At 61.9% G+C, this 24,703-nt stretch carries 26 protein-coding genes and 1 tRNA gene; 8 read left to right on the forward strand and 19 right to left on the reverse strand.

Translation table 11 applies throughout. The features are described 5' to 3' along the window. The first annotated feature begins 31 nt into the window (after positions 1 to 31). Positions 32 to 1,069, forward strand: a complete 1,038-nt coding sequence (locus KUG85_RS04950; protein ID WP_223004344.1) for a tyrosine-type recombinase/integrase — start codon at positions 32 to 34, stop codon at positions 1,067 to 1,069. A gap of 79 nt (positions 1,070 to 1,148) precedes the next feature. On the opposite strand, the gene KUG85_RS04955 is transcribed toward KUG85_RS04950, so the two are convergent. The 7 genes from KUG85_RS04955 to KUG85_RS04985 form a co-directional block, all read right to left on the reverse strand. Next, positions 1,149 to 1,225, reverse strand: a tRNA-Pro gene (locus KUG85_RS04955). Between the two features lie 122 nt (positions 1,226 to 1,347). Beyond that, the gene (locus tag KUG85_RS04960; protein ID WP_007007937.1) at positions 1,348 to 1,869 is read right to left on the reverse strand and encodes a MerR family transcriptional regulator; all 522 of its coding nucleotides are present in this window, start codon (positions 1,867 to 1,869) and stop codon (positions 1,348 to 1,350) included. Between the two features lie 266 nt (positions 1,870 to 2,135). Further along, a complete protein-coding gene (locus KUG85_RS04965; RefSeq protein ID WP_065817701.1) occupies positions 2,136 to 2,459 on the reverse strand; it encodes an integration host factor subunit alpha in 324 nt (107 codons plus the stop codon). 108 nt (positions 2,460 to 2,567) lie between these two features. Continuing rightward, the gene (locus tag KUG85_RS04970; RefSeq protein ID WP_223004345.1) at positions 2,568 to 3,539 is read right to left on the reverse strand and encodes a beta-ketoacyl-ACP synthase III; all 972 of its coding nucleotides are present in this window, start codon (positions 3,537 to 3,539) and stop codon (positions 2,568 to 2,570) included. A 9-nt stretch (positions 3,540 to 3,548) separates the two neighbouring features. After that, positions 3,549 to 4,604 (reverse strand): phosphate acyltransferase PlsX, encoded by a 1,056-nt coding sequence (gene plsX / locus KUG85_RS04975; RefSeq protein ID WP_065817703.1) that lies wholly within the window; start codon positions 4,602 to 4,604, stop codon positions 3,549 to 3,551. 110 nt (positions 4,605 to 4,714) lie between these two features. Continuing rightward, positions 4,715 to 5,266, reverse strand: a complete 552-nt coding sequence (locus KUG85_RS04980) for a YceD family protein (RefSeq protein WP_223004346.1) — start codon at positions 5,264 to 5,266, stop codon at positions 4,715 to 4,717. Positions 5,267 to 5,269: 3 nt separating this feature from the next. Next, on the reverse strand, positions 5,270 to 5,818 hold the full coding sequence (locus tag KUG85_RS04985; RefSeq protein WP_223004347.1) for a ubiquinol-cytochrome C chaperone family protein: 549 nt from the start codon (positions 5,816 to 5,818) through the stop codon (positions 5,270 to 5,272). A 125-nt stretch (positions 5,819 to 5,943) separates the two neighbouring features. Here KUG85_RS04985 and KUG85_RS04990 point away from each other — a divergent pair, with 125 nt between their 5' ends. Next, a complete protein-coding gene (locus KUG85_RS04990) occupies positions 5,944 to 6,465 on the forward strand; it encodes an outer membrane protein assembly factor BamE (RefSeq protein ID WP_223004348.1) in 522 nt (173 codons plus the stop codon). A gap of 105 nt (positions 6,466 to 6,570) precedes the next feature. On the opposite strand, the gene KUG85_RS04995 is transcribed toward KUG85_RS04990, so the two are convergent. The 12 genes from KUG85_RS04995 to KUG85_RS05050 all read right to left on the reverse strand — a co-directional run bounded on the left by KUG85_RS04995 (position 6,571) and on the right by KUG85_RS05050 (position 18,557). Further along, positions 6,571 to 8,703: a sodium-translocating pyrophosphatase gene (locus KUG85_RS04995; RefSeq protein WP_223004349.1), complete on the reverse strand. Its 2,133-nt coding sequence runs from the start codon at positions 8,701 to 8,703 to the stop codon at positions 6,571 to 6,573. 204 nt (positions 8,704 to 8,907) lie between these two features. Then, the gene (locus KUG85_RS05000) at positions 8,908 to 10,125 is read right to left on the reverse strand and encodes an MFS transporter (protein WP_223004350.1); all 1,218 of its coding nucleotides are present in this window, start codon (positions 10,123 to 10,125) and stop codon (positions 8,908 to 8,910) included. Beyond that, positions 10,122 to 10,613: a transcription antitermination factor NusB gene (gene nusB / locus KUG85_RS05005; protein WP_065817708.1), complete on the reverse strand. Its 492-nt coding sequence runs from the start codon at positions 10,611 to 10,613 to the stop codon at positions 10,122 to 10,124. The genes KUG85_RS05000 and nusB overlap by 4 nt, the downstream gene beginning before the upstream one ends. A gap of 1 nt (position 10,614) precedes the next feature. Continuing rightward, positions 10,615 to 11,082 (reverse strand): 6,7-dimethyl-8-ribityllumazine synthase, encoded by a 468-nt coding sequence (gene ribH, locus KUG85_RS05010; protein WP_223004351.1) that lies wholly within the window; start codon positions 11,080 to 11,082, stop codon positions 10,615 to 10,617. A gap of 44 nt (positions 11,083 to 11,126) precedes the next feature. Beyond that, entirely contained in the window at positions 11,127 to 11,741 is a 615-nt protein-coding gene (locus KUG85_RS05015; protein ID WP_223004352.1) for a riboflavin synthase, read from the reverse strand. Next, entirely contained in the window at positions 11,741 to 12,844 is a 1,104-nt protein-coding gene (gene ribD, locus KUG85_RS05020) for a bifunctional diaminohydroxyphosphoribosylaminopyrimidine deaminase/5-amino-6-(5-phosphoribosylamino)uracil reductase RibD (protein WP_065817710.1), read from the reverse strand. The genes KUG85_RS05015 and ribD overlap by 1 nt, the downstream gene beginning before the upstream one ends. 2 nt (positions 12,845 to 12,846) lie before the next feature. After that, positions 12,847 to 13,305 (reverse strand): transcriptional regulator NrdR, encoded by a 459-nt coding sequence (gene nrdR / locus KUG85_RS05025; protein WP_025031595.1) that lies wholly within the window; start codon positions 13,303 to 13,305, stop codon positions 12,847 to 12,849. A gap of 35 nt (positions 13,306 to 13,340) precedes the next feature. After that, positions 13,341 to 14,657, reverse strand: a complete 1,317-nt coding sequence (glyA, locus tag KUG85_RS05030) for a serine hydroxymethyltransferase (RefSeq protein WP_223004353.1) — start codon at positions 14,655 to 14,657, stop codon at positions 13,341 to 13,343. Positions 14,658 to 14,815: 158 nt separating this feature from the next. Next, positions 14,816 to 16,069 (reverse strand): L,D-transpeptidase family protein, encoded by a 1,254-nt coding sequence (locus KUG85_RS05035; protein WP_223004354.1) that lies wholly within the window; start codon positions 16,067 to 16,069, stop codon positions 14,816 to 14,818. Between the two features lie 282 nt (positions 16,070 to 16,351). Beyond that, positions 16,352 to 16,867, reverse strand: coding sequence for a transcriptional regulator LdtR (gene ldtR / locus KUG85_RS05040; protein WP_007007954.1), 516 nt, complete (start codon positions 16,865 to 16,867; stop codon positions 16,352 to 16,354). A 218-nt stretch (positions 16,868 to 17,085) separates the two neighbouring features. Further along, complete coding sequence (locus tag KUG85_RS05045; protein WP_088941568.1) at positions 17,086 to 17,511, reverse strand: DUF6163 family protein; 426 nt, start codon at positions 17,509 to 17,511, stop codon at positions 17,086 to 17,088. Further along, entirely contained in the window at positions 17,508 to 18,557 is a 1,050-nt protein-coding gene (locus KUG85_RS05050) for an enoyl-CoA hydratase/isomerase family protein (protein WP_223004355.1), read from the reverse strand. The genes KUG85_RS05045 and KUG85_RS05050 overlap by 4 nt, the downstream gene beginning before the upstream one ends. A gap of 158 nt (positions 18,558 to 18,715) precedes the next feature. Between KUG85_RS05050 and hemB the strand changes: the two genes are divergently transcribed. The 6 genes from hemB to KUG85_RS05080 all read left to right on the forward strand — a co-directional run bounded on the left by hemB (position 18,716) and on the right by KUG85_RS05080 (position 24,700). Further along, positions 18,716 to 19,747, forward strand: a complete 1,032-nt coding sequence (gene hemB / locus KUG85_RS05055; RefSeq protein ID WP_223004356.1) for a porphobilinogen synthase — start codon at positions 18,716 to 18,718, stop codon at positions 19,745 to 19,747. Between the two features lie 74 nt (positions 19,748 to 19,821). Beyond that, positions 19,822 to 20,289: an RDD family protein gene (locus KUG85_RS05060; protein WP_065817716.1), complete on the forward strand. Its 468-nt coding sequence runs from the start codon at positions 19,822 to 19,824 to the stop codon at positions 20,287 to 20,289. A 112-nt stretch (positions 20,290 to 20,401) separates the two neighbouring features. After that, the gene (locus tag KUG85_RS05065; RefSeq protein ID WP_065817717.1) at positions 20,402 to 20,980 is read left to right on the forward strand and encodes an RDD family protein; all 579 of its coding nucleotides are present in this window, start codon (positions 20,402 to 20,404) and stop codon (positions 20,978 to 20,980) included. A gap of 190 nt (positions 20,981 to 21,170) precedes the next feature. Beyond that, complete coding sequence (locus KUG85_RS05070; RefSeq protein WP_223004357.1) at positions 21,171 to 22,967, forward strand: SLC13 family permease; 1,797 nt, start codon at positions 21,171 to 21,173, stop codon at positions 22,965 to 22,967. A gap of 24 nt (positions 22,968 to 22,991) precedes the next feature. After that, on the forward strand, positions 22,992 to 23,738 hold the full coding sequence (locus KUG85_RS05075) for an arginyltransferase (RefSeq protein WP_223004358.1): 747 nt from the start codon (positions 22,992 to 22,994) through the stop codon (positions 23,736 to 23,738). A gap of 56 nt (positions 23,739 to 23,794) precedes the next feature. Beyond that, positions 23,795 to 24,700 carry a DMT family transporter gene (locus tag KUG85_RS05080; protein ID WP_223004359.1) on the forward strand — a complete coding sequence of 302 codons (906 nt, stop codon included), beginning with the start codon at positions 23,795 to 23,797 and terminating at the stop codon, positions 24,698 to 24,700. Positions 24,701 to 24,703 lie beyond the last annotated feature (3 nt).

Below are 24,703 nucleotides of genomic sequence, written 5' to 3' on the forward strand. Positions count from 1 at the left end.
AATTCCCTCCGCGCATGGAGGGACAGACACAGTGCGGGTAAATCTCGTGGGCGTTCATAGCGTCAAAAAGCGACTGGCCGACGGATCGGTCAAAACCTACCACTATGCGTGGCGAGGCGGCCCGGCCATCAAGGCCGACCCAGAAACCGAGCATCGAAAATTCACCGAGGAATACCTGCGGCTGACGCGCGACAGAGAAGATGCGCCGTATCAGGGCTGCATGGCCGAAATCGTTCGCGGCTATCTCAAATCCCCACACTACAAAGACCTGAAACCCAGCACCCGCGAAGGCTATGATCTGGCGATCCGTGCCATTGAAGGCGAGTTCTACGACATGACGGCCGAGCGCATTTCCGGGGCCGGCAGTCGAACCCTTTTTCTCGAATGGCGCGACGAGATGGCGGAGACGCATCCCCGCAAGGCCGATCTCTACATGAGCGTTCTGCAGCGTCTGTTCTGGTTCGCCTTAGACCGGGAGATGATTGAGCGACACCCGTTGGAGCGGATCACCAAGGTAAGCGATGGCACCAGACGGGACATCATCTGGACAGATGCCGATATGAAGGCTTTCACGGAGAACGCGCGCGAGCCGCTTGTGCGAGCGATGATGCTCGCCGCATGGACCGGACAACGGCAAGGTGATCTACTCTCCCTCACCTGGTCAGCCTACGACGGGAACGCTATCAGGCTCCGGCAGTCCAAGACCGGCGCCCATGTCGCCGTGAAGGTGTCTGCCGAGCTTCGCGCCATTCTGGATGCAGCCAGGGCCGAGAACGCCAAACGAGAAACACCTGCAGCGACGATCCTCACGAATCGCAGCGGCAAGCCTTGGACCTCCGGTTTCAAGTCTTCGTGGAGGAAAGCGGTTGCGGCTGCCGGCATCAAGGGAAAGACATTTCACGATCTGCGCGGGACGTTTGTCACCCTCGCTTATCGAAATGGCGCTTCGATTCGTGAGATTGCCGAGATCACCGGTCATGCGGAAAAGGACGCTGAAGGCATCATTCGCAAGCACTATCTGGTGTCGAGCGCGGCTGTGGAAAAGATCGAAACAGGAACGCGCCCGTAAACTAGCCGGAAATCTGTAAACCGATAGGCCACGGCTCCAAATAGAGAGCCGTCCAAACAACTGAAATAAAAGAGAAAAATGGTCGGAGCGGCGGGATTCGAACCCACGACCCCTTGACCCCCAGTCAAGTGCGCTACCGGGCTGCGCTACGCTCCGAACCGGCGCAAGGGATATAGTTTCCGCATCGCACGCGCAAGGCCTAAAAACAATTCAATGGTAAAAAGCCGGCACGAGCGCTGACTTTCAACAAGCCCCTCTTCCGACCCGGCAAGAACGGCTTAACGCACCTGGTCGAGCAGCCTCTTGCATTCCAGAAGATCGAACAGCGCCTCCTGCAGAAGCGCCCTGTTGTCGCGTGAAAGGCTTGCCGCATCGGCGGTGACAGGCCCCTCCTGCTCGCCACGGCCGAGGCCGAAAAAGCGCTTGCTTGGCCTCGCCTTCGGCGTTCCCACCAGAACCTCCTCTTCGGAGGCAGTCTTCTCGGCCTCAGCCTGGTGGCTCTGCGCAATGGCCTCAACGGCGGCCACATCGCCCCGGCCGATCGCCACGACGAACTGGTTGCCATTCTCACGCAGGAGTTTCTGCACGCCTTTGATCGTGTATCCCTGGTCATAGAGCATGTGGCGGATGCCCTTGATCAGGTCGATGTCCTGCGGCCGGTAATAGCGGCGGCCGCCGCCCCGTTTCAGCGGCTTGATCTGCGAAAACCGGGTCTCCCAGAAGCGCAGCACATGCTGCGGCAGGTCCAGCTCTTCAGCCGCTTCGCTGATTGTGCGGAAGGCGTCGGGGCTCTTGTCCATGATCGTGCATCTCCTGCAGGCCGGCGCACTACGCCGTCACCCGTTCGAACCGGGCGACCTGCGCACGGCATAAGCCGCGTGAGGCAACGCCCATCGATTCGTGAGTGTAAACCACTTCGCGGTTCAGAAAAAACCGTTCAGCCCTGCTCCAGACCTCCAGAGTGCTTCACCGTTTCACGGAAACGCCGCTCCGCTCTATCTGCCTGACTTCCTGCATTTGTGCTGACGTCAGGTGATTCCACCTGACTGCAAAATGCGCTGGGCGTTCAGGCGCTCTTGCGCATGCGCCTTGCCTGGTGCGCCTTGAGAATGCGGTCCTTGAGAACGTTCGAGGCCTTGAAGGTCATCACCCGGCGCGGAGAGATCGGCACTTCCTCGCCGGTCTTGGGGTTGCGGCCGATGCGCTCGTTCTTGTCGCGCACCTGGAAGGTGGCAAAAGAGGAAAGCTTCACCGTTTCGCCGCGAACCACCGCGTCGCAGACTTCCTGCAGAACCATTTCGACAAGCTGAGCGGATTCGGTTCGTGACAGTCCGACCTTCCGATAGACGGCCTCAGCCAGCTCGGCACGCGTCAGTGTCTTTCCCCCCATAGGGCTACCCATCCAGATCTTGAAAATGCTTGTGATTTCAATACGCGGCGCTGACGTTACAAAAAATGCTTTGCAACGGTCAAGGACGATACACGTGATTTGCTTCCACTACCAGCGCACCAGCACCGCGCCCCAGGTAAAACCGCCGCCCATGGCCTCGAGAAGCACCAGGTCGCCCTTCTTGATCTGGCCACGCTCGACAGCCACCGACAGCGCCAGCGGCACCGAGGCGGCAGACGTGTTGCCATGCAGGTCCACCGTCACCACGACCTTCTCCTCGGCAATGCCGAGTTTTTTGGCCGAAGCGTCGATAATGCGCCGGTTGGCCTGGTGGGGGACAAACCAGTCGATGTCCTCGGCGGTGATGCCGGCCTTGGCGAAAACGTCCTCGATCACGTCGGTGATCATGCCGACGGCATGTTTGAAGACTTCACGCCCCTGCATGCGCAGGTGCCCCACCGTGCAGGTGGTCGACGGGCCGCCATCGACGTAGAGCTTGTCGCGCTGGCTGCCGTCGGAACGCAGCGACGAGGCGATGACACCGCGCTGATCCAGCGCCGCTTCGCCATCCTGCGCCTCCAGAACCACCGCGCCGGCCCCGTCGCCGAAGAGCACGCAGGTGGTGCGGTCGGTCCAGTCGAGAATGCGCGAAAAGGTTTCGGAGCCGATCACCAGCATCCGCTTTGCCTGACCGCCGCGAATATAGAGATCGGCGGTGGTGACGGCGTAGACGAAGCCGCTGCACACGGCCTGCATATCGAAGGCGAAGCCACCGGACATGCCGAGCCGCTCCTGGATTTCGACTGCGGTCGCAGGAAAGGTGTTGTTGGGCGTCGAAGTCGCCAGAATGATCATGTCGATATCCGCCGGCGTCAGGCCGGCGCTGTCGAGAGCCGCGCGTGCTGCCGCCTCACCCAGCGATGCCGTCGTCTCGTCCTCCGAGGCGATGTGGCGCTGGCGAATGCCGGTCCGCTGAACGATCCACTCGTCGGTTGTATCGACCAGTTTCTCGAACTCCGCGTTCTTCATGATGCGGCGCGGCAGAGCAGAGCCAATGCCACGCACGACGGATCTAGTCATTACAGCGTCCTATTCATTCACGGCTGCAGCGCCGGCAGCCACCTGCGGCTTGCGGGCGTGATAAAGGTCCAGGGTAGCACGCGTCCTGTCGAGCAGGTGACTGCGCGCCATTTCATATCCAAGCTCGACGGCGGCAGCAAAACCTTCCGCATCCGCCCCGCCATGGCTTTTGACAACGATGCCGTTGAGGCCGAGAAAGACGCCGCCATTCGCCTTGCGCACGTCCATCTTCTCGCCAAGGCGCTGGAATGCGCCGCGTGCGAAGAGATAGCCGATGCGCGCCATCAGCGTACGGCTCATGGCTTCGCGGAGATAGCCGGCAATCTGTCGCGCCGTGCCCTCGGCGGTTTTCAGCGCGATGTTGCCGGCAAAGCCCTCCGAGACCACCACGTCGACGGTGCCCTTGCCGATGTCGTCGCCCTCCACGAACCCCTCATAGCGCATCGTGTTGAGCGCGGCCTCGCGCAGCATGCGCCCGGCCTCCTTGACCTCTTCCTGGCCCTTGATTTCCTCGACCCCCACATTCAGAAGGCCGACCGTCGGTCGGTCGAGATCGAACAGCGCATTGGCCATGGCGGCGCCAAGGATGGCGAAATCAACAAGCTGCTGGGCGTCGGCGCCGATCGTCGCGCCCACATCCAGAACGATGCTTTCGCTGCGCAGGGTCGGCCAGATCGCGGCGATCGCCGGCCGCTCGATATCGGCCATGGTGCGCAGGCAGAATTTCGACATCGCCATCAGCGCGCCGGTGTTGCCGGCGGAGACGCAGGCATCCGCCTCGCCGTTTTTCACCGCTTCAATGGCTTTCCACATGGACGACTTCCAGCGGCCCTGGCGCAGGGCCTGGCTCGGCTTGTCGTCCATCCGCACTGCAACCTCGCAATGCGTGAACTCGCTCACATCCCTGAGGACGGGTAAGCCGTCGAGCACCGGCAGAACGGTGTCTTCACGGCCATAGATCAGGAAACGGGCGTCAGGACGCCGTTCGATGACCTTGGTCAGGCCACGCAGCGTGACCTCGGGACCATGATCCCCACCCATAGCGTCAATCGAAATGCGTACCACGCGTGATGTGCCTCAATGGTTGATCGGGCGCCGGTATCGGCTCAAATGTGCGGCGAAAATAGCGTTTTTGGCCGGTGGCACAACCTCGTTTCGCGCCTTCTTCGTGCAATTCAGGACTTTTGTCCGAGCTTTCGCAGGCCCTCATAGAGGGGCCCGGCCTCTTTTGGGGCATCCTCGTGCTGTTCGGCAGCCTCCATAACAGCCCCGGGCCTGCGCGGATAGGGGTCAATGCCGAGCGTGAAGAACTCCACCGCCAGCACACCGACGTCGATGATGCTGCCATGAAACGTGTCCGGCATATCCGGGCCTTCCGCGTCCAGCACGAACTCGCCGCCCTCCACCTCGTTGCGCGCAAGCCGCGACCCTTCCGGCACCAGCGTCGCCGACACATCTTCCTCGATGTGGCTTGAGACCGGCTCCAGCGTCACCACACAGGACTGGGTGATGTCGGCCTCAACCGTGCCGGTGATGCGCACGCCATCGGCTTTCCAGGGCCGCACCGTGAGCTCCGCCGCAAAACGCTCGACGGAAAGGAGATCGTGCTCTTCCGCCAGCGCCCTGCGCTCGGCCTCGTCTGCCTTGATGGAGACCGTCATTCCCTTGCGCGCAAGACGATGGACGTTCACCTCGTGCGAGATCGGCGTTTTCTTCTTTTCAGGCATGGCTCAATTCTCCCTTTCCGCATCAGGGAATGCAATATCGGCCGCGATCAGGCGCTCCGTCTGCTGGCTTTCGAGCCAGGTCGCAGCGGCAAGCGCGTATCGCGCAATCGGTTCGGCACCCGTCCAGCCCTCGGCGTCCGGGCGGATGTTGCGGCGCAGGGCTGCAGCCAGCGCTTCCACATCGCCCGCGTCAATCGCTTCGCCATAGGCGGCAGCGCGGCCGTAAAACATGCGCGCCAGCTTCTTGATCCGCTTGGGCACACCCAGATCGCCGATCCCCAGCTCGCGAATCGCATGCTCCACATCGGCGAAGAACACATCGGTGACCTCCTGCGCCACCTCGCGGACGACTGCGCTCTCCTCGTCGCGCACCCGGCGCAGAAACAGAATCATGTTGAGGGCGATCATCTCGAAGCGACCGAGCGGCGTGTCGGGCACCTCCCAGCGTGCATAAAAGACAGGCTGCCGCGAGGCCGCCACGATTCGTTCATACAAGCCGTCGATGACCACACGGCGCGAACGCTGCCCAAAGCCAAACAGCTTCTGGAACATGAGAAATGCCCTCCCTCGGGGCTGGTTTGGGACAGGATCAGGTTGCATCGGCGCTTAAGCTGGTTTACCCGTTTTGCCGGCGGGGACAAGGGCTTTCGCTCGAAAGCCTTCGCGCCGGGGACGCTATGGAGATGTCGTTGCAGGTGAAGAAAATCAACAGTTATCCTGTCGGACGCACAATTTTGGCTGCCGGTCTTGCCGGCGCAGCGGCTGTGTTGTCCGGCTGCAATGTCGCCAACACGCTCGATGCGCGCGAAACGCTCACCCAGGGTTACGTCATCGACGAGCAGGCGCTGGAACTCGTTCCCGTCGGGTCGAGCCGTGAACAGGTGCTTCTGGCACTTGGTTCGCCGTCGACAACGGCGACCTTCGACAACGAAGCCTTCTATTACATCTCCCAGAAACGTGTGCGCGGGGCCGCCTTCATGCGTCCGCGTCTCGTCGAGCAGCAGGTTCTCGCCGTCTATTTCGGCGATGACGAGCGTGTCTCGAAGATCGCCCATTACGGGATGGAAGACGGCAAGGTGTTCGATTTCATTTCACGCACCACGCCGACAGGCGGCAAGGAACAGACCTTTATCGGCCAGATTCTCGCCGGCGCCTCGAAGGGTGGCCCACCCTCGGGCCTCTTTGGCGGCGGCGGCTGACCGATCACAAATCTCAGGCAACACCTAAAAGCCCGCGAGCGATGCTCGCGGGCTTTTTTCATTGCTGATATGACGGAGCCGCTATGGCAGGCAAAGCCTGCCCTGTCAGTGCGCCAGAACGGCCAGAAGCAGAAGCGCGATGATGTTGGTGATCTTGATCATCGGGTTCACCGCCGGGCCGGCCGTGTCCTTGTAGGGATCGCCCACCGTATCACCAGTCACGGAAGCCTTGTGCGCCTCCGAACCCTTTTCGTGCTTCGTGCCGTCTGCGTCCACAAAACCATCCTCGAACGATTTCTTGGCATTGTCCCAGGCGCCGCCACCGGCGGTCATGGAGATTGCCACGAACAGACCTGTCACGATGACACCGAGGAGCATCGCACCGAGGGCCGAGAAGGCCTCGCTCTTTCCGGCAATGGCGTAGACGACCGCAAACGCCACCAGCGGCGATAGCACCGGCAGGAGCGAAGGCACGATCATTTCCTTGATCGCCGCCTTGGTCAGAAGATCGACCGCAGTGCCGTAGTCGGGCTTTTCCTTGCCTTCCATGATGCCCGGCTTCTCGCGGAACTGCCGGCGCACTTCCTGCACGATCGCACCGCCTGCGCGGCCGACCGCCGTCATGGAGAGCCCGCCAAACAGGAACGGCAACAGACCACCGAAGAGAAGACCGACAACCACATAGGGGTTGGAGAGCGAGAAATCGACGCTCACGCCTTCAAAGAAGGTGCCCGGCTCCGCATTCGCGGCAAAGAACTTCAGGTCTTCGGTATAGGCAGCAAAGAGCACCAACGCGCCGAGACCGGCAGACCCGATGGCATAGCCCTTGGTCACTGCCTTGGTAGTGTTGCCGACCGCATCGAGCGCATCGGTCGTCTGGCGCACCTCGCTCGGCAGATCCGACATTTCGGCGATGCCGCCGGCATTGTCCGTCACCGGACCGAACGCATCGAGCGCCACCACCATGCCGGCCAGTGCCAGCATGGTCGTCACCGCGATGGCGATGCCGAACAGGCCTGCCAGATTGAACGACAGGATGATGCCGGCGATGATGACGATGGCTGGAAGCGCCGTCGCCTCAAGCGAGACGGCAAGGCCCTGGATGACATTGGTGCCATGACCGGTCACCGATGCCTGGCTGATGGAACGCACCGGCCGGTAGCCGACACCGGTATAATATTCGGTGATCCAGATGATAAGGCCGGTCACGCCGAGCCCCACAACGCCGCACCAGAAGAGCGACGTTCCGGTAAACTCGGAACCATTGCTTGCCGAGAAGGCGGTCGAACCGCCGAGCCAGCCCCAGACAATGCCGCCAAGTGCGACGACCGAAAGTGCGGCAGTTGCCCAAAACCCCTTGTAGAGCGCGCCCATGATGGAGTTGTTGGAGCCGAGCTTGACGAAAAACGTCCCGATGATCGACGTCACCACGCAGGCAGCGCCGATGACCAGCGGGAAGAGCATGAGCGTCAACGCCACCTCGCCGGTGAAGAAGATCGAGGCGAGCACCATGGTGGCGACGACGGTCACCACATAGGTTTCGAACAGATCGGCGGCCATGCCAGCGCAATCGCCGACATTGTCGCCCACATTGTCGGCGATGGTGGCCGGGTTGCGCGGATCGTCCTCGGGGATGCCCGCCTCCACCTTGCCCACCAGATCGCCGCCGACATCCGCACCCTTGGTGAAAATGCCGCCGCCCAGACGCGCGAAGATGGAAATCAGCGAGGCGCCGAAGCCGAGCGCCACCAGTGCGTCGATGACGATGCGGTCCGTTGGCGCATGGCCGAGCGGCCCGGTGAGAATCCAGAAATAGACTGACACGCCCAGCAGCGCGAGCCCCGCCACCAGCAAGCCGGTGATCGCACCGGACTTGAAGGCGATGTCGAGGCCGGCGGCGAGGCTGTTGGATGCCGCCTGCGCCGTGCGCACATTGGCGCGCACCGAAACGTGCATGCCGATGAAGCCGGCAGCAGCCGATAGCACCGCACCGATGAGGAAGCCGATGGCCGCCACGGAGGTCAGAAGCCACCATGCGAGAATGAAGACCACGACGCCAACAATGGCGACAGTGGTGTACTGCCTTGTCAAATAAGCCTGCGCCCCCTCCCGGATGGCACCGGCGATTTCCTGCATGCGTGCATTGCCCTGATCGGCGGCCAGCACCGACCGGGTTGCCCAGATGGCATAGAGTATGGAAAGCACACCGCAGGCGATGACCACGTAAAGCATGTTCATTGCCAATCTATCCCTTGATTTCGACCCGCGACTGGAACCCCCTCCCGGGTCACGCTGAAAAGGCCGGCGGCATTCGCGCCCCTCCCGGCCCAATGCGCGCAGCTTGGGCGAAGCCGCGCGGACACGTCAAGCTTGTGCAGGGATAATTTGTCGCAGGGATGCGCCGGCACGGCCGCCGACGCCCTGTTCTCAAGGGGTTGCGTGTCAGGCTGCCTGCCTGGACCGGCGGCTGAGTGCCATGACACCCAGCGCAAGAAGGCATGAACCGGCGACGGGAATCACGATCCAGGCGAGCATGTTCCAGCCGAACGCATTGTAGATCTGGCCCGACATCAGCGAGGCAAAGGCCGTGGTCGAGAAAAGCAGAAAATCGTGCACACCCTGCACACTGTTCTTTTCCGATGGCCGGTAGCACTCGGCCACCATCGCCGTTGCGCCGATAAAGCCAAAGTTCCAGCCGATGCCAAGCAGGATCAGCGCTGTCCAGAACTGCCATAGCTCGATGCCCGATAACGCCACGATGGCGCAGGCAATGAGCGTCACAAGCCCCGTAGCCACAATGGTTTCCTTGCCGAAGCGCGCGATCAGCCGGCCGGTGATGAAACTCGGCGCGAACATCGCCATCACATGCCAGGAAATGCCGAGCGTCGCCTCGTCAGGCGTGAATCCGCAACCCACCATGGCGAGTGGCGCACCCGTCATGACGAAGCTCATCAGGGCGTAGGAGGCGACGCCGCAAAAGAGCGAAACCAGAAAACGCGGCTGCAGGAGAATCTGAGACAGCGGCCGGGCCGGCTCGTGACTGTCGAGCGCTGCTGAGGGGGCTTCCTTTGGCAGGCGAAGGAAGGAGAGGATGAAAGACCCCAACAGGCCGAGCACCACCAGAGCGGCGAAAGCCCCGGCAAACTGGATCGGTGCGAACAGGTCACGCGTGTAGATCACGGTCTGCGGGCCAATGATCGCGGCGAAGACGCCGCCGCCCAGCACCCAGGATATGGCTCTGGGCTTGAAATCGGAGGGTGCATTGTCGGCTGCCGCAAAACGGTATTGCTGCAGGAACGCATTGCCGATGCCTGCCAGCAGGAGACCAAAGGCGAAAAGCCAGAAACTGTTCTGGAAAAGGGCTGACGCAGCAACGAAACCGCCGCTCGCCGTCACCAGACCGCCGGCCATGAAGCCGTTGCGGCGGCCGACAGCCCGCATCAGGGCGGCAGCGGGAAGCGCGCCAAGCGCGATGCCGACATTGAAACCCGTTACGGGTGCCGTTGCGAGCGACTTGTCGCTGCCGAGCAGATAGAAACCGGCGAGACCGCCCATGGAGATGGCGATCGGGGCAGCGGAGCCGACGATGGCCTGTGCGGAGGCAAGAATCAGAGCGGTGCGTTTTGCCTCGCGGTACAGGTCATCGCGCGTTCCGGTCATTCGGGGTCTTTCCCCCTGCCCTCATTGCGGCTGCGCCGGGCAACCCGGTCGAGCACGGCATTGACGAGCTTCGGCTCGTCCTCGGTGTAGAACGCCTTGGCGATGTCCACATATTCCGAAACGATCACGGCCACCGGCACATCCTTGCGCCGTGTAAGCTCGTAGACACCGGCGCGCAGGATGGCACGCAGCGTCGAATCGAGACGCGAGAGCGGCCAGTCCTCCGTCAGCGCCTTGCGGATCACCGGGTCGATCGTCTTCTGGTCTTCGACAACGCCAGACAGAATGGCACGGAACCACTGCGGATCGGCATCGCGGTAAAGCTCGCCGTCGATCTCCTTGCCAAGGCGGAAAAGCTCGTATTCCGCCGTGGTCTCGAGCAGGCCGGTGCCTGCAACGTCCATCTGATAAAGCGCCTGAACGGCTGCAAGGCGGGCTGAACCCCGTTTGTTGGCCGGGCGAAAGCCGTCTGCGGTCGGTTCGGTCACATCAAGCTCCCATGCGCTGTTTGAGCGCAATCATCGTCAGTGCCGCTTCTGCGGCGAAATATCCCTTGCCCATGCTTTCGCCGCTGGTGCCCTCGCTCTTCTCGATGCGGGCAAGCGCCTGGGCTTCGTTCTCGACGGTCAGGATGCCATTGCCGATGGCGAGATTCTTCTGCACGGCGAGGTCCATCAGCGCGCGGCTCGATTCATTGGCCACCACATCGAAATGATAGGTCTCGCCGCGGATAACGCAGCCGAGCGCCACGTAACCATGATAAAGCGGACCGCCATTGCCCGACGCCGCAAAGGCAATCGCTGCGGGCACTTCGAGCGCTCCGGGAACCGTTACCACATCATAGGCAGCCCCGGCGGCATCCAGTGCTGCCTTTGCACCTTCAAGAAGACCATCGGCCAGATGGTCGTAAAAACGGGCTTCGACGATCAGCAGCCTCAGGGGGCGCGCATCGGCCATGGACATTCTCCACACGGCATAAACTCTAAAATGAGAGCGCTGCCTTAAGCCTCTTTGGCGGCATCCGCAAGACGTGCGGCGTATCGCGCCATCGTATCGACCTCGATATTCACCCGGTCGCCCACCTTTCGCTCTCCCCAGGTGGTGACGGAAAGCGAGTGGTGAATGAGCAGAACATCGAACCGCGCGCCGTCAACGCGGTTGACCGTGAGCGACGTGCCGTCCAGCGCCACCGAGCCTTTCGGCGCAATGAACTTCGTCAGTTCCTTCGGCGCTTCGAGCACGAAGCGAACGGCCTCGCCTTCATCCCTGCGCTCGACGATTTCCGCCATGCCGTCCACGTGACCCGAGACGATATGTCCCCCCAGTTCGTCGCCCACCTTTAGCGCGCGTTCCAGATTGATGCGCTGTCCCTGCTGCCAGTCGGAAACCGTGGTCAGCCGCAGGGCCTCTTCCCACGCCTCCACCTCGAACCAGCGCGTATTCGCGCCCGCTTCTGGCAGTTTCACCACGGTGAGGCACACACCCGAACAGGCAATGGACGCACCGATATCGATGGTCTCGGGATCGAAATTGGTCTCGATGCGCAACAGCACCCCTTCGTCGCGCGGGGTGACGGACTGCACCACGCCTATGTCCGTGACAATGCCGGTGAACATCAGTCGCCTTTCACATATTCCAGGTACACATCGTCGCCGAACCGCGCCTCGCGCAGCAGGCGAAAACCCTCCGGGATATGGTCGCAATCGACCGGTGCGGCAATCCCGCCAGGGCCGATTTTCGATGGCCCAGTAAAGAGTGCGAGCCGGTCAACCAGCCCTTCCTCAAGGAACATGCGGGCGGTGAAGGCTCCCCCCTCCACCATCAGGGTGAGGACTCCGCGCGCCGCCAGATCTTCCAGGAACTCCGGCAGCGCAATCTCGCCGTCATGGAGCTCGACACCGAGAAAGTCGACGCCCGCCTCGGCCAGTGCCTTTCGGCGCTCCGGCTGGCAGTCTTCCGCCGCTGTCACCAGAACCGGCACATCGCGTGCTGTCCGTGCCAGAACGGACTGCACGGGCAGTCTGGTCGCCCGGTCGAGCACGACGCGCAGCGGCGAGCGATGTTCAAGCCCCGGCAGCCGGCAGGTCAGCGACGGATCGTCCGCCAGCGCCGTCCCGATACCGACGAGAATCGCGTCGCTCTCGGCGCGCATCATGTGCACCTGCCGGCGCGACGCGGGGCCGGTGATCGCGACCTGCCCCTCGCCTGTCCGCCCGATCATGCCATCGGCGGATATGGCAAGCTTGAGAATCACTTCTGGCCGTTTCTTCTCGGATCGCGTGAGATATCCACGCAGCATGTCGGCCGCCTCTTGGGCCAGCACACCCTCGACCACCTCGATGCCCGCTTCGCGCAGGATGGCGTAGCCCCTGCCGCTCACGCGCGGATCGGGATCGCTCGCCGCCCCCACCACACGGGTAACGCCGGCGGACACCAGCGCATTGGCGCAAGGGGGTGTGCGGCCGTGATGGGCGCAGGGTTCGAGCGTCACATAGGCCGTTGCGCCACGCGCCGCCTCGCCGGCTTCCGCCAGCGCCTGCGGCTCGGCGTGCGGGCGCCCGCCAATCGCGGTGACGCCCCTGCCGACGATGCGTCCATCGCGCACGATCAGCGTTCCAACGGAGGGATTGGTGCCGGTCAGACCGAGATTGCGGCGCGACAGCCGGATCGCAGCCGCCATGAACCGCCGGTCGAGCTCGCTTGCCGGCCCGCTCTCCATCCTCAGTCCTCTTTGCCCTTCAGCTCGCCCAGCACGTCCTGAAAATCCTTGGCTTCGCGGAAATTGCGGTAGACCGAGGCAAAACGCACATAGGCCACGTCATCCAGCGCCTTCAGCGCATCGATGACAAGCAGGCCGATGTCGTCGGAGGGGATCTCCGTCTCGCCCGAGCTTTCCAGCTGGCGCACGATGCCGGTGACCGCGCGTTCCACGCGCTCCGGCTCCACATTGCGCTTTCTAAGTGCGATGTCGAAGGAGCGCATCAGCTTGTCGCGGTCGAACGGCACCTTGCGGCCCGACCGCTTGACCACCACCAGATCGCGCAGCTGAATGCGCTCAAAAGTGGTGAAACGCCCGCCGCAATCGGGACAGGCACGCCGTCGCCGGATCGCCGCCCCGTCTTCGGCGGGGCGGGAATCCTTCACCTGTGTGTCTTCCGACTGACAGTACGGACAGCGCATATCGGGCCCTTGTTCACGAATCCATTCGTGACTGCTTACCCCAGATAGGGGTAGAGCGGGAAGCGCTCGGTCAGTGCGATCACCTTGTCCTTCACAGCCTGCTCGACCTGGGCGTTGCCCTCATCCGAGTTCGCCGCCTTGAGACCGTCGAGCACCTCGGCAATCAGATGGCCGATTTCGCGGAACTCGGCCGTGCCGAAGCCGCGCGTGGTGCCCGCCGGCGTGCCGAGACGGATGCCCGACGTCACGAAAGGCTTTTCGGGATCGAACGGAATGCCGTTCTTGTTGCAGGTGATGTTGGCGCGGCCAAGGGCAGCCTCGGCGCGCTTTCCGGTGGCGTTCTTGGGGCGCAGGTCCACGAGCATCAAATGGTTGTCGGTGCCGCCCGACACGATGTCGAGGCCGGTTTCCTTCAGGCTCTCGGCCAGTGCGCGGGCATTCGCCACCACATCGCGCGCATAGGTCTTGAATTCCGGCTGAAGCGCCTCGCCCAGCGCAACCGCCTTGGCGGCAATCACATGCATGAGCGGACCGCCCTGAAGACCGGGGAACACGGCCGAATTGAACTTTTTCGCCAATGCTTCGTCATTGGTCAGGATCATGCCGCCGCGCGGACCGCGCAGAGATTTGTGCGTCGTGGTGGTGACCACATGGGCGTGCGGCAGCGGCGACGGGTGCTGGCCACCGGCAACGAGACCGGCGATGTGGGCCATGTCGACCATCAGATAAGCGCCGATCTCGTCGGCGATCTCGCGGAAACGCTTCCAGTCCCACACCCGCGAATAGGCAGTGCCGCCAGCCAGAATAAGCTTCGGCCTGTGCTCCTTCGCCAAACGCTCCACCTCGTCCATGTCGAGAAGATGATCGTCCTCGCGCACGCCATAAGAGATGGGGTTGAACCACTTGCCGGACATGTTGACCGGCGAACCGTGCGTCAGATGACCGCCCGAATTCAGGTCAAGGCCCATGAAGCTGTCGCCGGGCTGAAGGAGCGCCAGGAACACGGCCTGGTTCATCTGCGAACCGGAATTGGGCTGCACATTGGCGAACTCGCAGCCGAACAGTTTCTTGGCGCGCTCGATGGCCAGTTCCTCGACAATGTCGACATACTGACAACCGCCATAATACCGCTTGCCCGGATACCCTTCCGCATATTTGTTGGTCAGGACCGTGCCCTGCGCCTCCATCACGGCGCGCGAGACGATGTTTTCCGAGGCGATCAGCTCAATCTCATGACGCTGGCGGCCAAGTTCCTGACGGATTGCGGAGAAGATGTCCTGGTCGCTGTCTTCGAGCGGTCGGGTGAAGAATGCGTCGGTCTCGCTGGAAGCGGCGGCGGTCGCAATTGCCATGGCGGTGTGTCCCCTTCGATGATGGATCAAATGCGGAAGTGGCGCATCTAGCATTTTTCCCCCGCCCTCACCACGCCTGACGGCGAAAATTTATCCTCCAGAAACGAAGCAGCCGCCCGTTTCCGGGCGGCTGCGGCAATTCACCATGGGTGGACGGATCAGAGCGCCGTCGAAATCTGCAATTCGCTCGCCCCGTCCCGTCCATAAATGTCGTCGCGCAGGTGCACGGCACCGTCGCCAGTCGACCAGGCGGAGATATAGGTGAAATACACTGGAACAGGATTGTTGAGCGAAACCCGGACATCCTCGTCGTTCTGGATCGTCTGCTCAATGCGCCGGCGGTCCCAGCCATCGGTCTCACGAAGGAGCCAGGTTACGAGGTCGCGCACGTTCTGAACGCGCACGCAGCCCGACGAATAAAACCGGTCGAGATCGCGGAACAGACCCTGCTGCGGTGTGTCGTGCATATAGACCGCATGCGGGTTCGGGAAATTGATCTTGATCGACGCCATGGCGTTGATCCGGCCCGGATCCTGGCGGAACCGGTATTTGGCCGCATCGTCCGTCGACCAGTCCACGGTCAGCGGATCCACTTCGCTGCCGTCCGGCGCGATCAGGCGGATATTGTTGTCGGTCAGGTAGTTCGGGTTCTTGCGCATCAGCGGGATGATGTCCTTGCGGACGATCGAAACGGGCGCATTCCAGTAGGGATTGATGATGATTTCGTTGATCTTGGAATTCAGGATCGGCGTCTGGCGGTCGACCTTGCCGACAATCGCCGTATGGCGCAGCATCACGCGGCCATTGTCCACCGCTTCGATTTCGGCAGCGGGAATGTTCACCACCACATAACGGTCGCCCAGGAAGCCGGACATGGAGCGCAGCCGAACGAGATTGGTTTCGAGCTGGCCAAGGCGGATTGCTGCAGGAACGTTGAGAGCGGCAAAGGTATGACGCCCCGTCACACCGTCGGCCGGCAGGCCGTGGCGGGCCTGAAAGCGCTTCACGGCAGCATCCACATAGGAATCGAACGATTGCGACATGCCCGCGCGCTGCGAAAGATCGCCCGAGATCATCAGCCGGCGGCGCAGGATCTCCACATTGGGATCGACCACGCCCAGCTCCAGCTTCTTGTCATCGGGAACGCGCGGCCAGCCACCCTGCGCGGCAATGCTGGAATACTCCATGATCGCGCGCTCGACATAGGACACCGTTTCCTGGCTGAAGATGGGGAGGTTGGACGCCACCTTGCCGCCACTGCTCGCCCGCGCATCGAACTGATCGTTCCAGGCGCCGCGCCGCGGCGAACGGATGATCGCCTCGATCAGGTCCTGGGCACTGGCGGCTCCGGTCATCGCTGCCGTTGCGGCTGCACCGGCAGCGGTTAAAAACATGCGGCGGTTCGTCTTCATACGCGTATCCGTGCTCTCTTGGCTCGTCAGCCCCTTCCAGGGTACTGCATGCAGTCCTGCAGCCATACATGTCGCGACTGCGTTAAGAATCCGCGAACCCTGATCAGAAATCGGCGCAAGACGCACCGCGCGGCCTCCATCAGGCTGCATCCCACCGGATTATGACCTTAACGTGACCGTGCGTCACTTTGAGCGCGATAACAAACGCGTGAAGGCCGGCGTCCCGCCACGCCGGCCTTCATTGGCTGCACACCGGCGCGCAGCCAGGTGATCAAGGTGAGACTACATACGGTATGCGATCGAGTCGTTCCAGAAGCGGTCCAGCCGCTGCAGGGCACGATTCATCTGGCTGAACTCGTCGGGGCTAATCCCGCCGACCTGCTCGATGGAGCCGATGTGGCGGTTGTAGAGCCCCTCGACCACCTTGGCGACCTGGGCGCCCTTGGGCGTCAGGCTGATGCGCACCGAACGACGGTCGACGCGCGAGCGCTGGTGGTTGACGAAGCCGAGATCAACCAGCTTCTTGAGGTTGTAGGAGACGTTGGAGCCGAGATAGTAGCCGCGCGAGCGCAGCTCGCCAGCCGTCAGTTCGGTGTCACCGATATTGAAGAGCAGCAATGCCTGGATGGCGTTGATGTCGCTGCGTCCGTTGCGCTCGAACTCGTCCTTGATCACGTCGAGCAGACGGCGGTGCAGTCGCTCCACGAGTTGAAGAGATTCAAGATAAAGAGAACGCAGTGCATCTTTGCGTTCGTCATTCGTAGCGGCAGGTTTCGCCGCGGGTCGCGAAGTATTCATAACTAAAGCCTCTCGTTTGACGCCGGTGATTTTTGTTTTTTGTCTCACCTTGGCCTGACCCTATCGAATGCTTCTAAAATTCGACTTAAACACTAGCCTTAACAACGCCTTACAAAAGCCGACCCTGCAAACACGGCTAACAGCCGGTAAACCGGGCTGCGGGCATTCGATGAAAGCTTGAGAGAAGCAGCGGCTGTGGGTGCGGAAACGAAACGGGGCTACTGCATTGCCCTGCGTCTGCTCCGGTAACGGGCGAAGCGCAGGACCGCATAGACAACGGCCACCACAAGATGAAAGCCGATCAGCGGGTAGTTGTGTCCGAAAAGATCAGGCAATACGCCAAACATCACCACTTCCGCGCCCGCGCACAAAAACCAGATGACCGCGCCCCACGGCGCGACCAGCCAGAGGCCAACCGAAGCAAAGGGATAGATGACCGCGAGAATGACGCTTGCGACCTGCCAGTGGACCGGCATGAGGTCGAACCGCCACATAAGACCGGGATAGAAGCCCAGAAGCCGGACCCAGTAGAAAAGCCCCATGATCAGGCAGGCGATCGCGATCAGCCGGTGAAACCCGAAATAGAGACTGTCGAGTTGAGACGGCCGGCTGGACGTTATGCCCGACAGGGTTTCACCATTCACAGCGTCAGTTCCCCGTCGGTCAGCGGTGCGAAATAGGCGTCGATGTCCTCTTCCCGAACGTCGCCCAGCTTTTCAGGCTTCCAGCGGGGCGTGCTGCCCTTTTCAACAAGGACGGCGCGAATGCCCTCATAAAAGTCATGCCCGGCGAGCATCCGGTTAAGGATGCGGAACTCCATCTTCATGCACTCGTCCATCTCCAGCATCGCGCCCGCACGCACCTGGCGGAACGCGACATGAAGGCTGGTGGGCGAGCGTTTTTCGATCGTGGCGAGAGTGTCTTGTGCCCATTCGTCCTGGTCGTCGGCAAGCGATTCCAGAATTTCGGGCAGGCTGCCAAAGGAGAAATGGCGCGCGATCGCATGCCCAGTGCCCTCGTCCATCTGCGGTTCTGCCGCACCATCGAACACGGAGAGCGTCCCATCCACGCTATCGCTCTCGCACAATGCCTGCATGAGCGCCGGCAGTTGCCCGGCATCGACCGAATGGGTCGCCAGCCCCGCCGCACAGGCATCACCACGGCGAATGCGATTGCCGGTCAGGGCCAGATACATGCCGAACTCGCCCGGCAGGCGCGACAGAAGATGGCTGCCGCCCACATCGGGAAAGAAACCGATCCCCACTTCGGGCATTGCGAAAACCGCATTCTCCGTCATCACGCGATGGGAGCCGTGACAGGAGACACCGACGCCGCCACCCATCACGATACCGTCGATCAGCGCGACATAGGGTTTTGGAAAACGGGCAATCGCGGCATTGAGCCGATATTCGTCGGCGAAGAAATCAGGACTGGCCCGGCCTTCGAGGCCGGCCCGGTAGACATCCAGAATGTCCCCCCCTGCCGAGAAGGCACGACCTTCTCCCCGGATAATGACACGCTCGACCGCGCTGTCCGCCTCCCAGGCAGAAAGCGCCCGCGCAAGCGCGCTGATCATGCGATGATTGATCGCATTCAACGATGCGGGCCGGGAAAGGGTCACGATGCCGGCACGCCCGACCTGTTCAAACAGGATATCTCCAGCGCCACCGAAATCGACGTCCACGGGCACCCCCCAAATCGTTGCAGAAACAGCAAGCCTCACTAGGTGATTATTCGCCGCTACCCGGGCCGTCAATGCTATAAGCGGATGCGACCACAGGACGCCGGACGTACACTTGGACCCGTTTCGCCTGCGTGATAGAGAGGCGCCACACTGGAGTCGAAGCCGTGAACAAGTTTTCCCGCACCATGAACAGCCCCGCCACACGCCGCAGCGTCGATGAGATTACCGGCAGCCGCCGCCTGCGTCGCACCCGCAAGGCCGACTGGTCGCGCCGGCTGGTGCGCGAGAACCATCTGACGGTTGATGACCTCATCTGGCCGCTGTTTCTCATGGAGGGAGAGAACCGGCAGGAACCGCTCGAGGCCATGCCCGGCGTCATGCGGCATACGGTCGATCACGCGGTGAGGCAGGCTGAGCGCGCGGCAAGGCTCGGCATTCCCGCGATCGCCACCTTCCCCAATATCGATCCTGCGCGCAGGGATGAAACCGGCTCCCACAGCCTCGATCCGGACAATCTGATCAACCGGGCTACCCGCGCCATCAAGGAGGCGGTGCCGGAGATCGGCATCATCACCGATGTTGCACTCGATCCCTTCACCAGCCACGGCCATGACGGCATCCTGCGCGATGGCGAGATCGTCAACGACGAGACGGTCGCCCAGATCGCGGTGGCCGCCGTCGGTCAGGCCGCGGCCGGTGCCGACATCATCGCGCCCTCCGACATGATGGACGGCCGTATCGGCGCGATCCGCGATGCACTCGACCAGAACGGCTTCCAGAACGTCGCGATCATGTCCTATGCGACCAAATTCGCTTCCGCCTTCTACGGCCCGTACCGCGAAGCCATCGGGACGGGCGGGCTGCTGAAGGGAGACAAGAAGACCTACTACATCGACCCCGCCAACAGTGACGAAGCGTTGCGGGAAGCCGAGCAGGATCTTCTGGAAGGGGCGGACATGCTGATCGTGAAGCCCGGGCTTCCCTATCTCGACATCGTCCACCGCCTGAAGGACACGTTCGCCGTTCCGACCTTCGCCTATCAGGTCTCCGGCGAGTATGCGATGATCAAGGCCGCGGCGGCCAATGGCTGGATCGACGGCGAGAGAGCGATGGTGGAAAGCCTCCTCGCCTTCAAACGCGCCGGTTGTGACGGAATTCTCACCTATTTCGCGCCCGAAATGGCTGAATTGTTGTGATTTCGCGCTGGAAAGCTTGAAGCGCGCGCCAGGTTCCCCATCTCTGTCATGAAACAATCGAAAGAGGATCGTTCATGACAGCCCGGCCACTCGACGGCGAAATTCTCGATAATGCACAGGACGACGGTTATCTTTACCGCGGTGTTCGTACGCGCCGTATCCTCGCGTTTTTCATAGACTATCTGCTGATCGGATTGATGATGATCCCCGTTGCGATCATCGTTGCGCTGCTCGGCGTCATGACGCTGGGACTCGGCTGGCTTCTGTTCGGCATTCTCGCGCCCTTGACCGCCCTCCTCTATGTCGCGGCGACGCTCGGCGGGCGCAGTCAGGCGACGCTTGGCATGCAGTTCATGGATATCCGGCTTGCGCGCCTTGATGGCGGGCGTGTCGATTCGCTGCTTGCGGTGGTTCACACGGTTCTTTTCTGGGCCGGCAACGCAATTCTGACCCCGCTTATCCTTCTGGCAAGCCTGTTTCTCGACCACAAGCGCACGGTCCACGACCTGCTCCTCGGCACCGTCGTCGTCCGTTCCAGCTAAATACATTTAAAAGTTGTATCGTTAACAGCGCTATCGACTTTAGATTTATCCGGTCGTGATATCCCGATATCGTGATGTCTTTCAGGGCATCAACGATATTGTGAGCGATTTCATGACCGACAGATTTGCAGAATACCATCCAGACGAAACGCTCCCTGACAGCCGGGCAATGGACATTTCCCTGCGTCAGGGACGATGGCTCCACGTCCGGCGCGTGCTGGCATTCTTCATCGACTACGCGCTTTACGCGGCGTTGGCCCTCATGTTGACCGTTGTCACGAGGATGCTGATGGAAAACCTGACCGGGATAGCGGGGCCCAATGGAGGCCTGGCGCACGGTTTTTCGCAGCAGAGCGTCGATGCGTTCTACACGCTTTCTACGGGCCTTGCCTCGCTGGCCACGCTGGCGATTGTCATCGTCTATGTGTTCGTGACGCTGGGCGGGCGCCGCCAGGCAACACTCGGCATGCGCGCGCTCGGGCTACGGCTTGAACGGCTCGACAACGGTAAAATCACCGGGCGTTACGGGATTGCTCATCTCCTTCTCTTCCTGGCGACCTTTACCGTGTTCACACCACTCATCCTGTTTGCCCCCTTTGTCCTGTCCAACCGGCAGATGCTCCACGACCGGCTGCTCGACATCGTCATACAGGGGTCAGCCGAAAACCTGCTTCCCGCCGCGAAACCCTGACTGCAAGCGGGCCGCATCCAGCAAGCAAAATTCTTTCGCTGGCGGTGTACCCTGCCCTTCTCATTTGCCCGCCTTTTGTCGGCGTGAGACAAATCCATGCTTGCGGCGCGCCTGCCCGTGCTTATTCTCCTCAACGATGAGCAGGCGCAGACCGTCGCCTGCGGGGACAGTCTCAAGCAGCGGGACCTGAATGGCCGATTTCCATCTCTGGGCGACCTACGCGATCATTCTCGCAACCGTCGCCGCCTATGTCAGCGAGCGCTTTACGCTGGAGATCGTCGCTCTTGGCAGTCTGGTCGCCTTTCTGGCACTCTTCGCTTTCATCCCCTATGAGGCGTCCGGAGGCCTGCCGCCCGAAGAGCTCCTGTCGGGCTTCGCCAATCCCGCGCTGGCAACGGTCCTGGCACTCCTGATTGTCGGGCAGGGCCTGTTTGCCACCGACGCGCTCGACAAGCCGGCCCGCATTCTCGCAAAATCCGCCGGCAGTTCGAGCACGCGAACCATCATCATCACACTCGTCACGGCGGCGATGCTGAGCGCGATCCTCAACAACACACCGGTGGTGGTCATCTTCATTCCGGTGCTGATCGTCTTCGCCGCGCAGCGCAACTTCCCGGTTTCCAAGGCGCTGATGCCGCTTTCCTTCATGACCATTCTGGGCGGCATGACGACGCTGATCGGCTCCTCGACCAATCTTCTGGTGGCCGGGGTCGCCGGCAAGGCGGGCCTGACGATCGGTTTCTTCGACATCACCATGCCCGGCCTGCTTCTGGCGGCGGCGGGTGCGCTCTATGTCTTTTTCGTCATGCCGCGCATCCTGCGCGATTCAAGCAGCGAAAAGACCTTCCGGCAGATGCAGTCCGGCACGCAGTTCATCGGTGAGATTCGCATCGTGCCGGGTCATCCCTTCATTGGTAAGGAATCGAAAGCCGGACTGTTCCAGGGGCTCGGCGACCTGACGCCGCGCCTTATCGTCCGGCGCGGGATGAGCTTTCACCCTCCCTTCGAGAATGTGGTTCTGTCGGAAGGCGACCGTCTCATGGTGACGGCCACCCGCCGCGCCTTCACGCAGGCGCTTTCGCACGGGGCGGCGGGACACATCGCCGAAGCGGAGACGGCAACGGTCGGTCCCGATTATCACATTGCCGAGGCCGTCATACCGCCAGGTTCGCGCCACGCCGGGCGCACGATCCGCAACGCCGGTATCGAGACCGAACACAGTGTCCACATGCTCGGTGTGCAGCGCAAAAGCCGGATGGGACGCACGCCGGTCTCCGATATCCGGCTGGAACCCGGCGACACCATTCTCGTGGGAGGCACCGACCGCGCCTTCGAGGACCTGCGCGAGAGCCACGATCTTCTTGTCCTTGAATGGTCTGCCGAACCGGTTCCCCAGCGCCGCAAGGCCTGGATCGCTTTTGTCATTTTCGCCGGGATCGTCGTCACCGCAGCGCTCGACATTGCGCCCATCGTCGCCACGGCCGTTGCCGGCGCCTTCGCCATGATTGCCACGGGCTGCCTGACGCTTGCCCAGGCGGGCCGTGCCTTTGACCGGCAGATTTTCCTTCTGGTGGGCTCGGCCATCGCCGCCGCCACAGCGCTGGAACGCACCGGCGGTGCACAGCTCATCGCCGACGGAGCGGTGGCGGCACTTCAGGGCCAGTCCCCCGCAATCATCCTGTCGGGCTATTTCGCGGTGGTCGCCGTCCTAACCAATTTTCTCTCCAACAATGCCACCGCCGTCTTGTTCACCCCCATCGCCCTGGGAATCTCCTCGGCCATCGGTGTGCCTCCGGAGGCGTTCATCGCCGCGACGATCTTTGCCGCCAACTGCTCCTTCGCGACGCCGATCGGTTACCAGACAAACCTGATGGTCATGGGCCCCGGCCACTATTCCTTCCGCGATTTCATAAAGGCGGGCATGCCGCTGGTGGCGATAATTTGGTTGACGTTTTCGTTTGTCGGGCCATGGTATTATGGGCTTTAGGATCAGGAGTGACGCCCTACCGACATGACGCAGCAACCCGCCCAATCGCCGCAGTTCTTTCTAACCGCGCCTTCACCCTGCCCTTATCTGGAAGGGCAGTTCGAGCGGAAGGTCTTCACCCATCTGGTCGGTGACAAGGCACCCGAACTGAACGATTTGCTGACCCAGGGCGGTTTCCGCCGCTCGCAGAACATCGCCTACCGCCCCGCCTGCGAAACCTGCCGCGCCTGCGTTTCCGTACGCATCCTCGCGCAGGAATTCCAGCCGACGAAGAACATGAAACGCATCCTCCGGCAGAATGCCGACCTCATCGGCACCGCCCATGATGCGGAACCTTCCACCGAACAGTACACGCTGTTCCGGTCCTACCTCGACGCCCGCCACAAGAAAGGCGGCATGTCGGACATGACCGTGCTCGACTATGCGATGATGGTGGAAGACACCCATGTGAGCACGCAGGTGATCGAATATCGCCGCCGCGGACCCGACAGTTTCATCACCGGCAAGGGCGAAGGCGAGCTGATGGCCGTGGCCCTCACCGATACGATGGGAGACGGGCTGTCGATGGTCTATTCCTTCTTCAATCCGGAGCTTACCGACCGTTCGCTCGGCACCTTCATGATCCTCGACCATATCAACCGTGCAATCGCCGCCGGCCTGCCGCATGTCTATCTCGGCTACTGGGTCAATGGCTCGCGCAAAATGGCCTATAAGGTGCGCTTCAAGCCACAGGAGCACCTGGGCCCGCAGGGGTGGGAACGCGTCGACTGAAGGTCGCATCCACCGCACCCGCCTGCATCCGACACGCCGTCCCGGAAGGGTCCTTCATGCCCACTCCCTCGCCATCTTCCCACGCCAAGGGCCTTGCGCTGACCGCCTTTGGCGGCATGGCGCTCACCATCGACATTCCGCTGATCCGGCTGGCCGATGGCGACCCCTGGCCGATCCTGATGGTGCGCAGCGCCTTGACGGTCGCGGTGGCGCTTATCGTATGGTTCGTGTGGCGGCTTTTTACGCGTAATGTCCCGCCGCTCGTCCCCGGTCGGGTGGGTCTTGTGGTCGCCGCCCTTTATGCGCTTTCGGCACTCTGCTTCATCACCGCCGTCTACAACACCTCCACCGCAAATCTTGTGTTCATTCTTGCCTTCAACTCCATGTTTGCCGCGCTTCTCTCATGGTTGTTTCTCAAGGAAAGACCAAGACCCGCCACGCTGATAGCCATGGGGGTCATGCTGATCGGTGTCTTGATCATCGTCGGCGGCGGCATCGGGGCCGGCAATCTGTTCGGTGACGTGATGGCGCTGAGCGGCGCATTCCTGCTGGCCACCGCGATCACCATCACGCGCGGCAGCGGGCGCGATATGGGGTTTGCCGCACTCGTGGCGGTGGCGCTTCCCTGCCTTGTGGCCGCAATCATGACAGCCAGAACCGGCTATCGCATCGAAGCTCCCTGGTGGATCATCCTCAACGGCGCGGTGATCATGCCGATCTCGTTCTTCTGCCTGTCCAACGGCCCCAAATACATTTCAGGCCCGGAAGTGGCGATGTTCTATCTACTCGAAACGGTACTGGCGCCAGTCTGGGTGTGGCTGATCTTTTCCGAGGTACCGAGCCGTGCCACCCTCATCGGCGGCACGATCCTCATCGTCACACTGGTCGCGCACTCGCTGTGGCAACTCCATTCAGGCCGCAAGCGGCGATTGGCGCAAGGCGTGGTACGTCACCCGCTGTGAGGG

Source organism: Nitratireductor rhodophyticola (assembly GCF_019891355.1).
Lineage (GTDB): Bacteria > Pseudomonadota > Alphaproteobacteria > Rhizobiales > Rhizobiaceae > Nitratireductor > Nitratireductor rhodophyticola.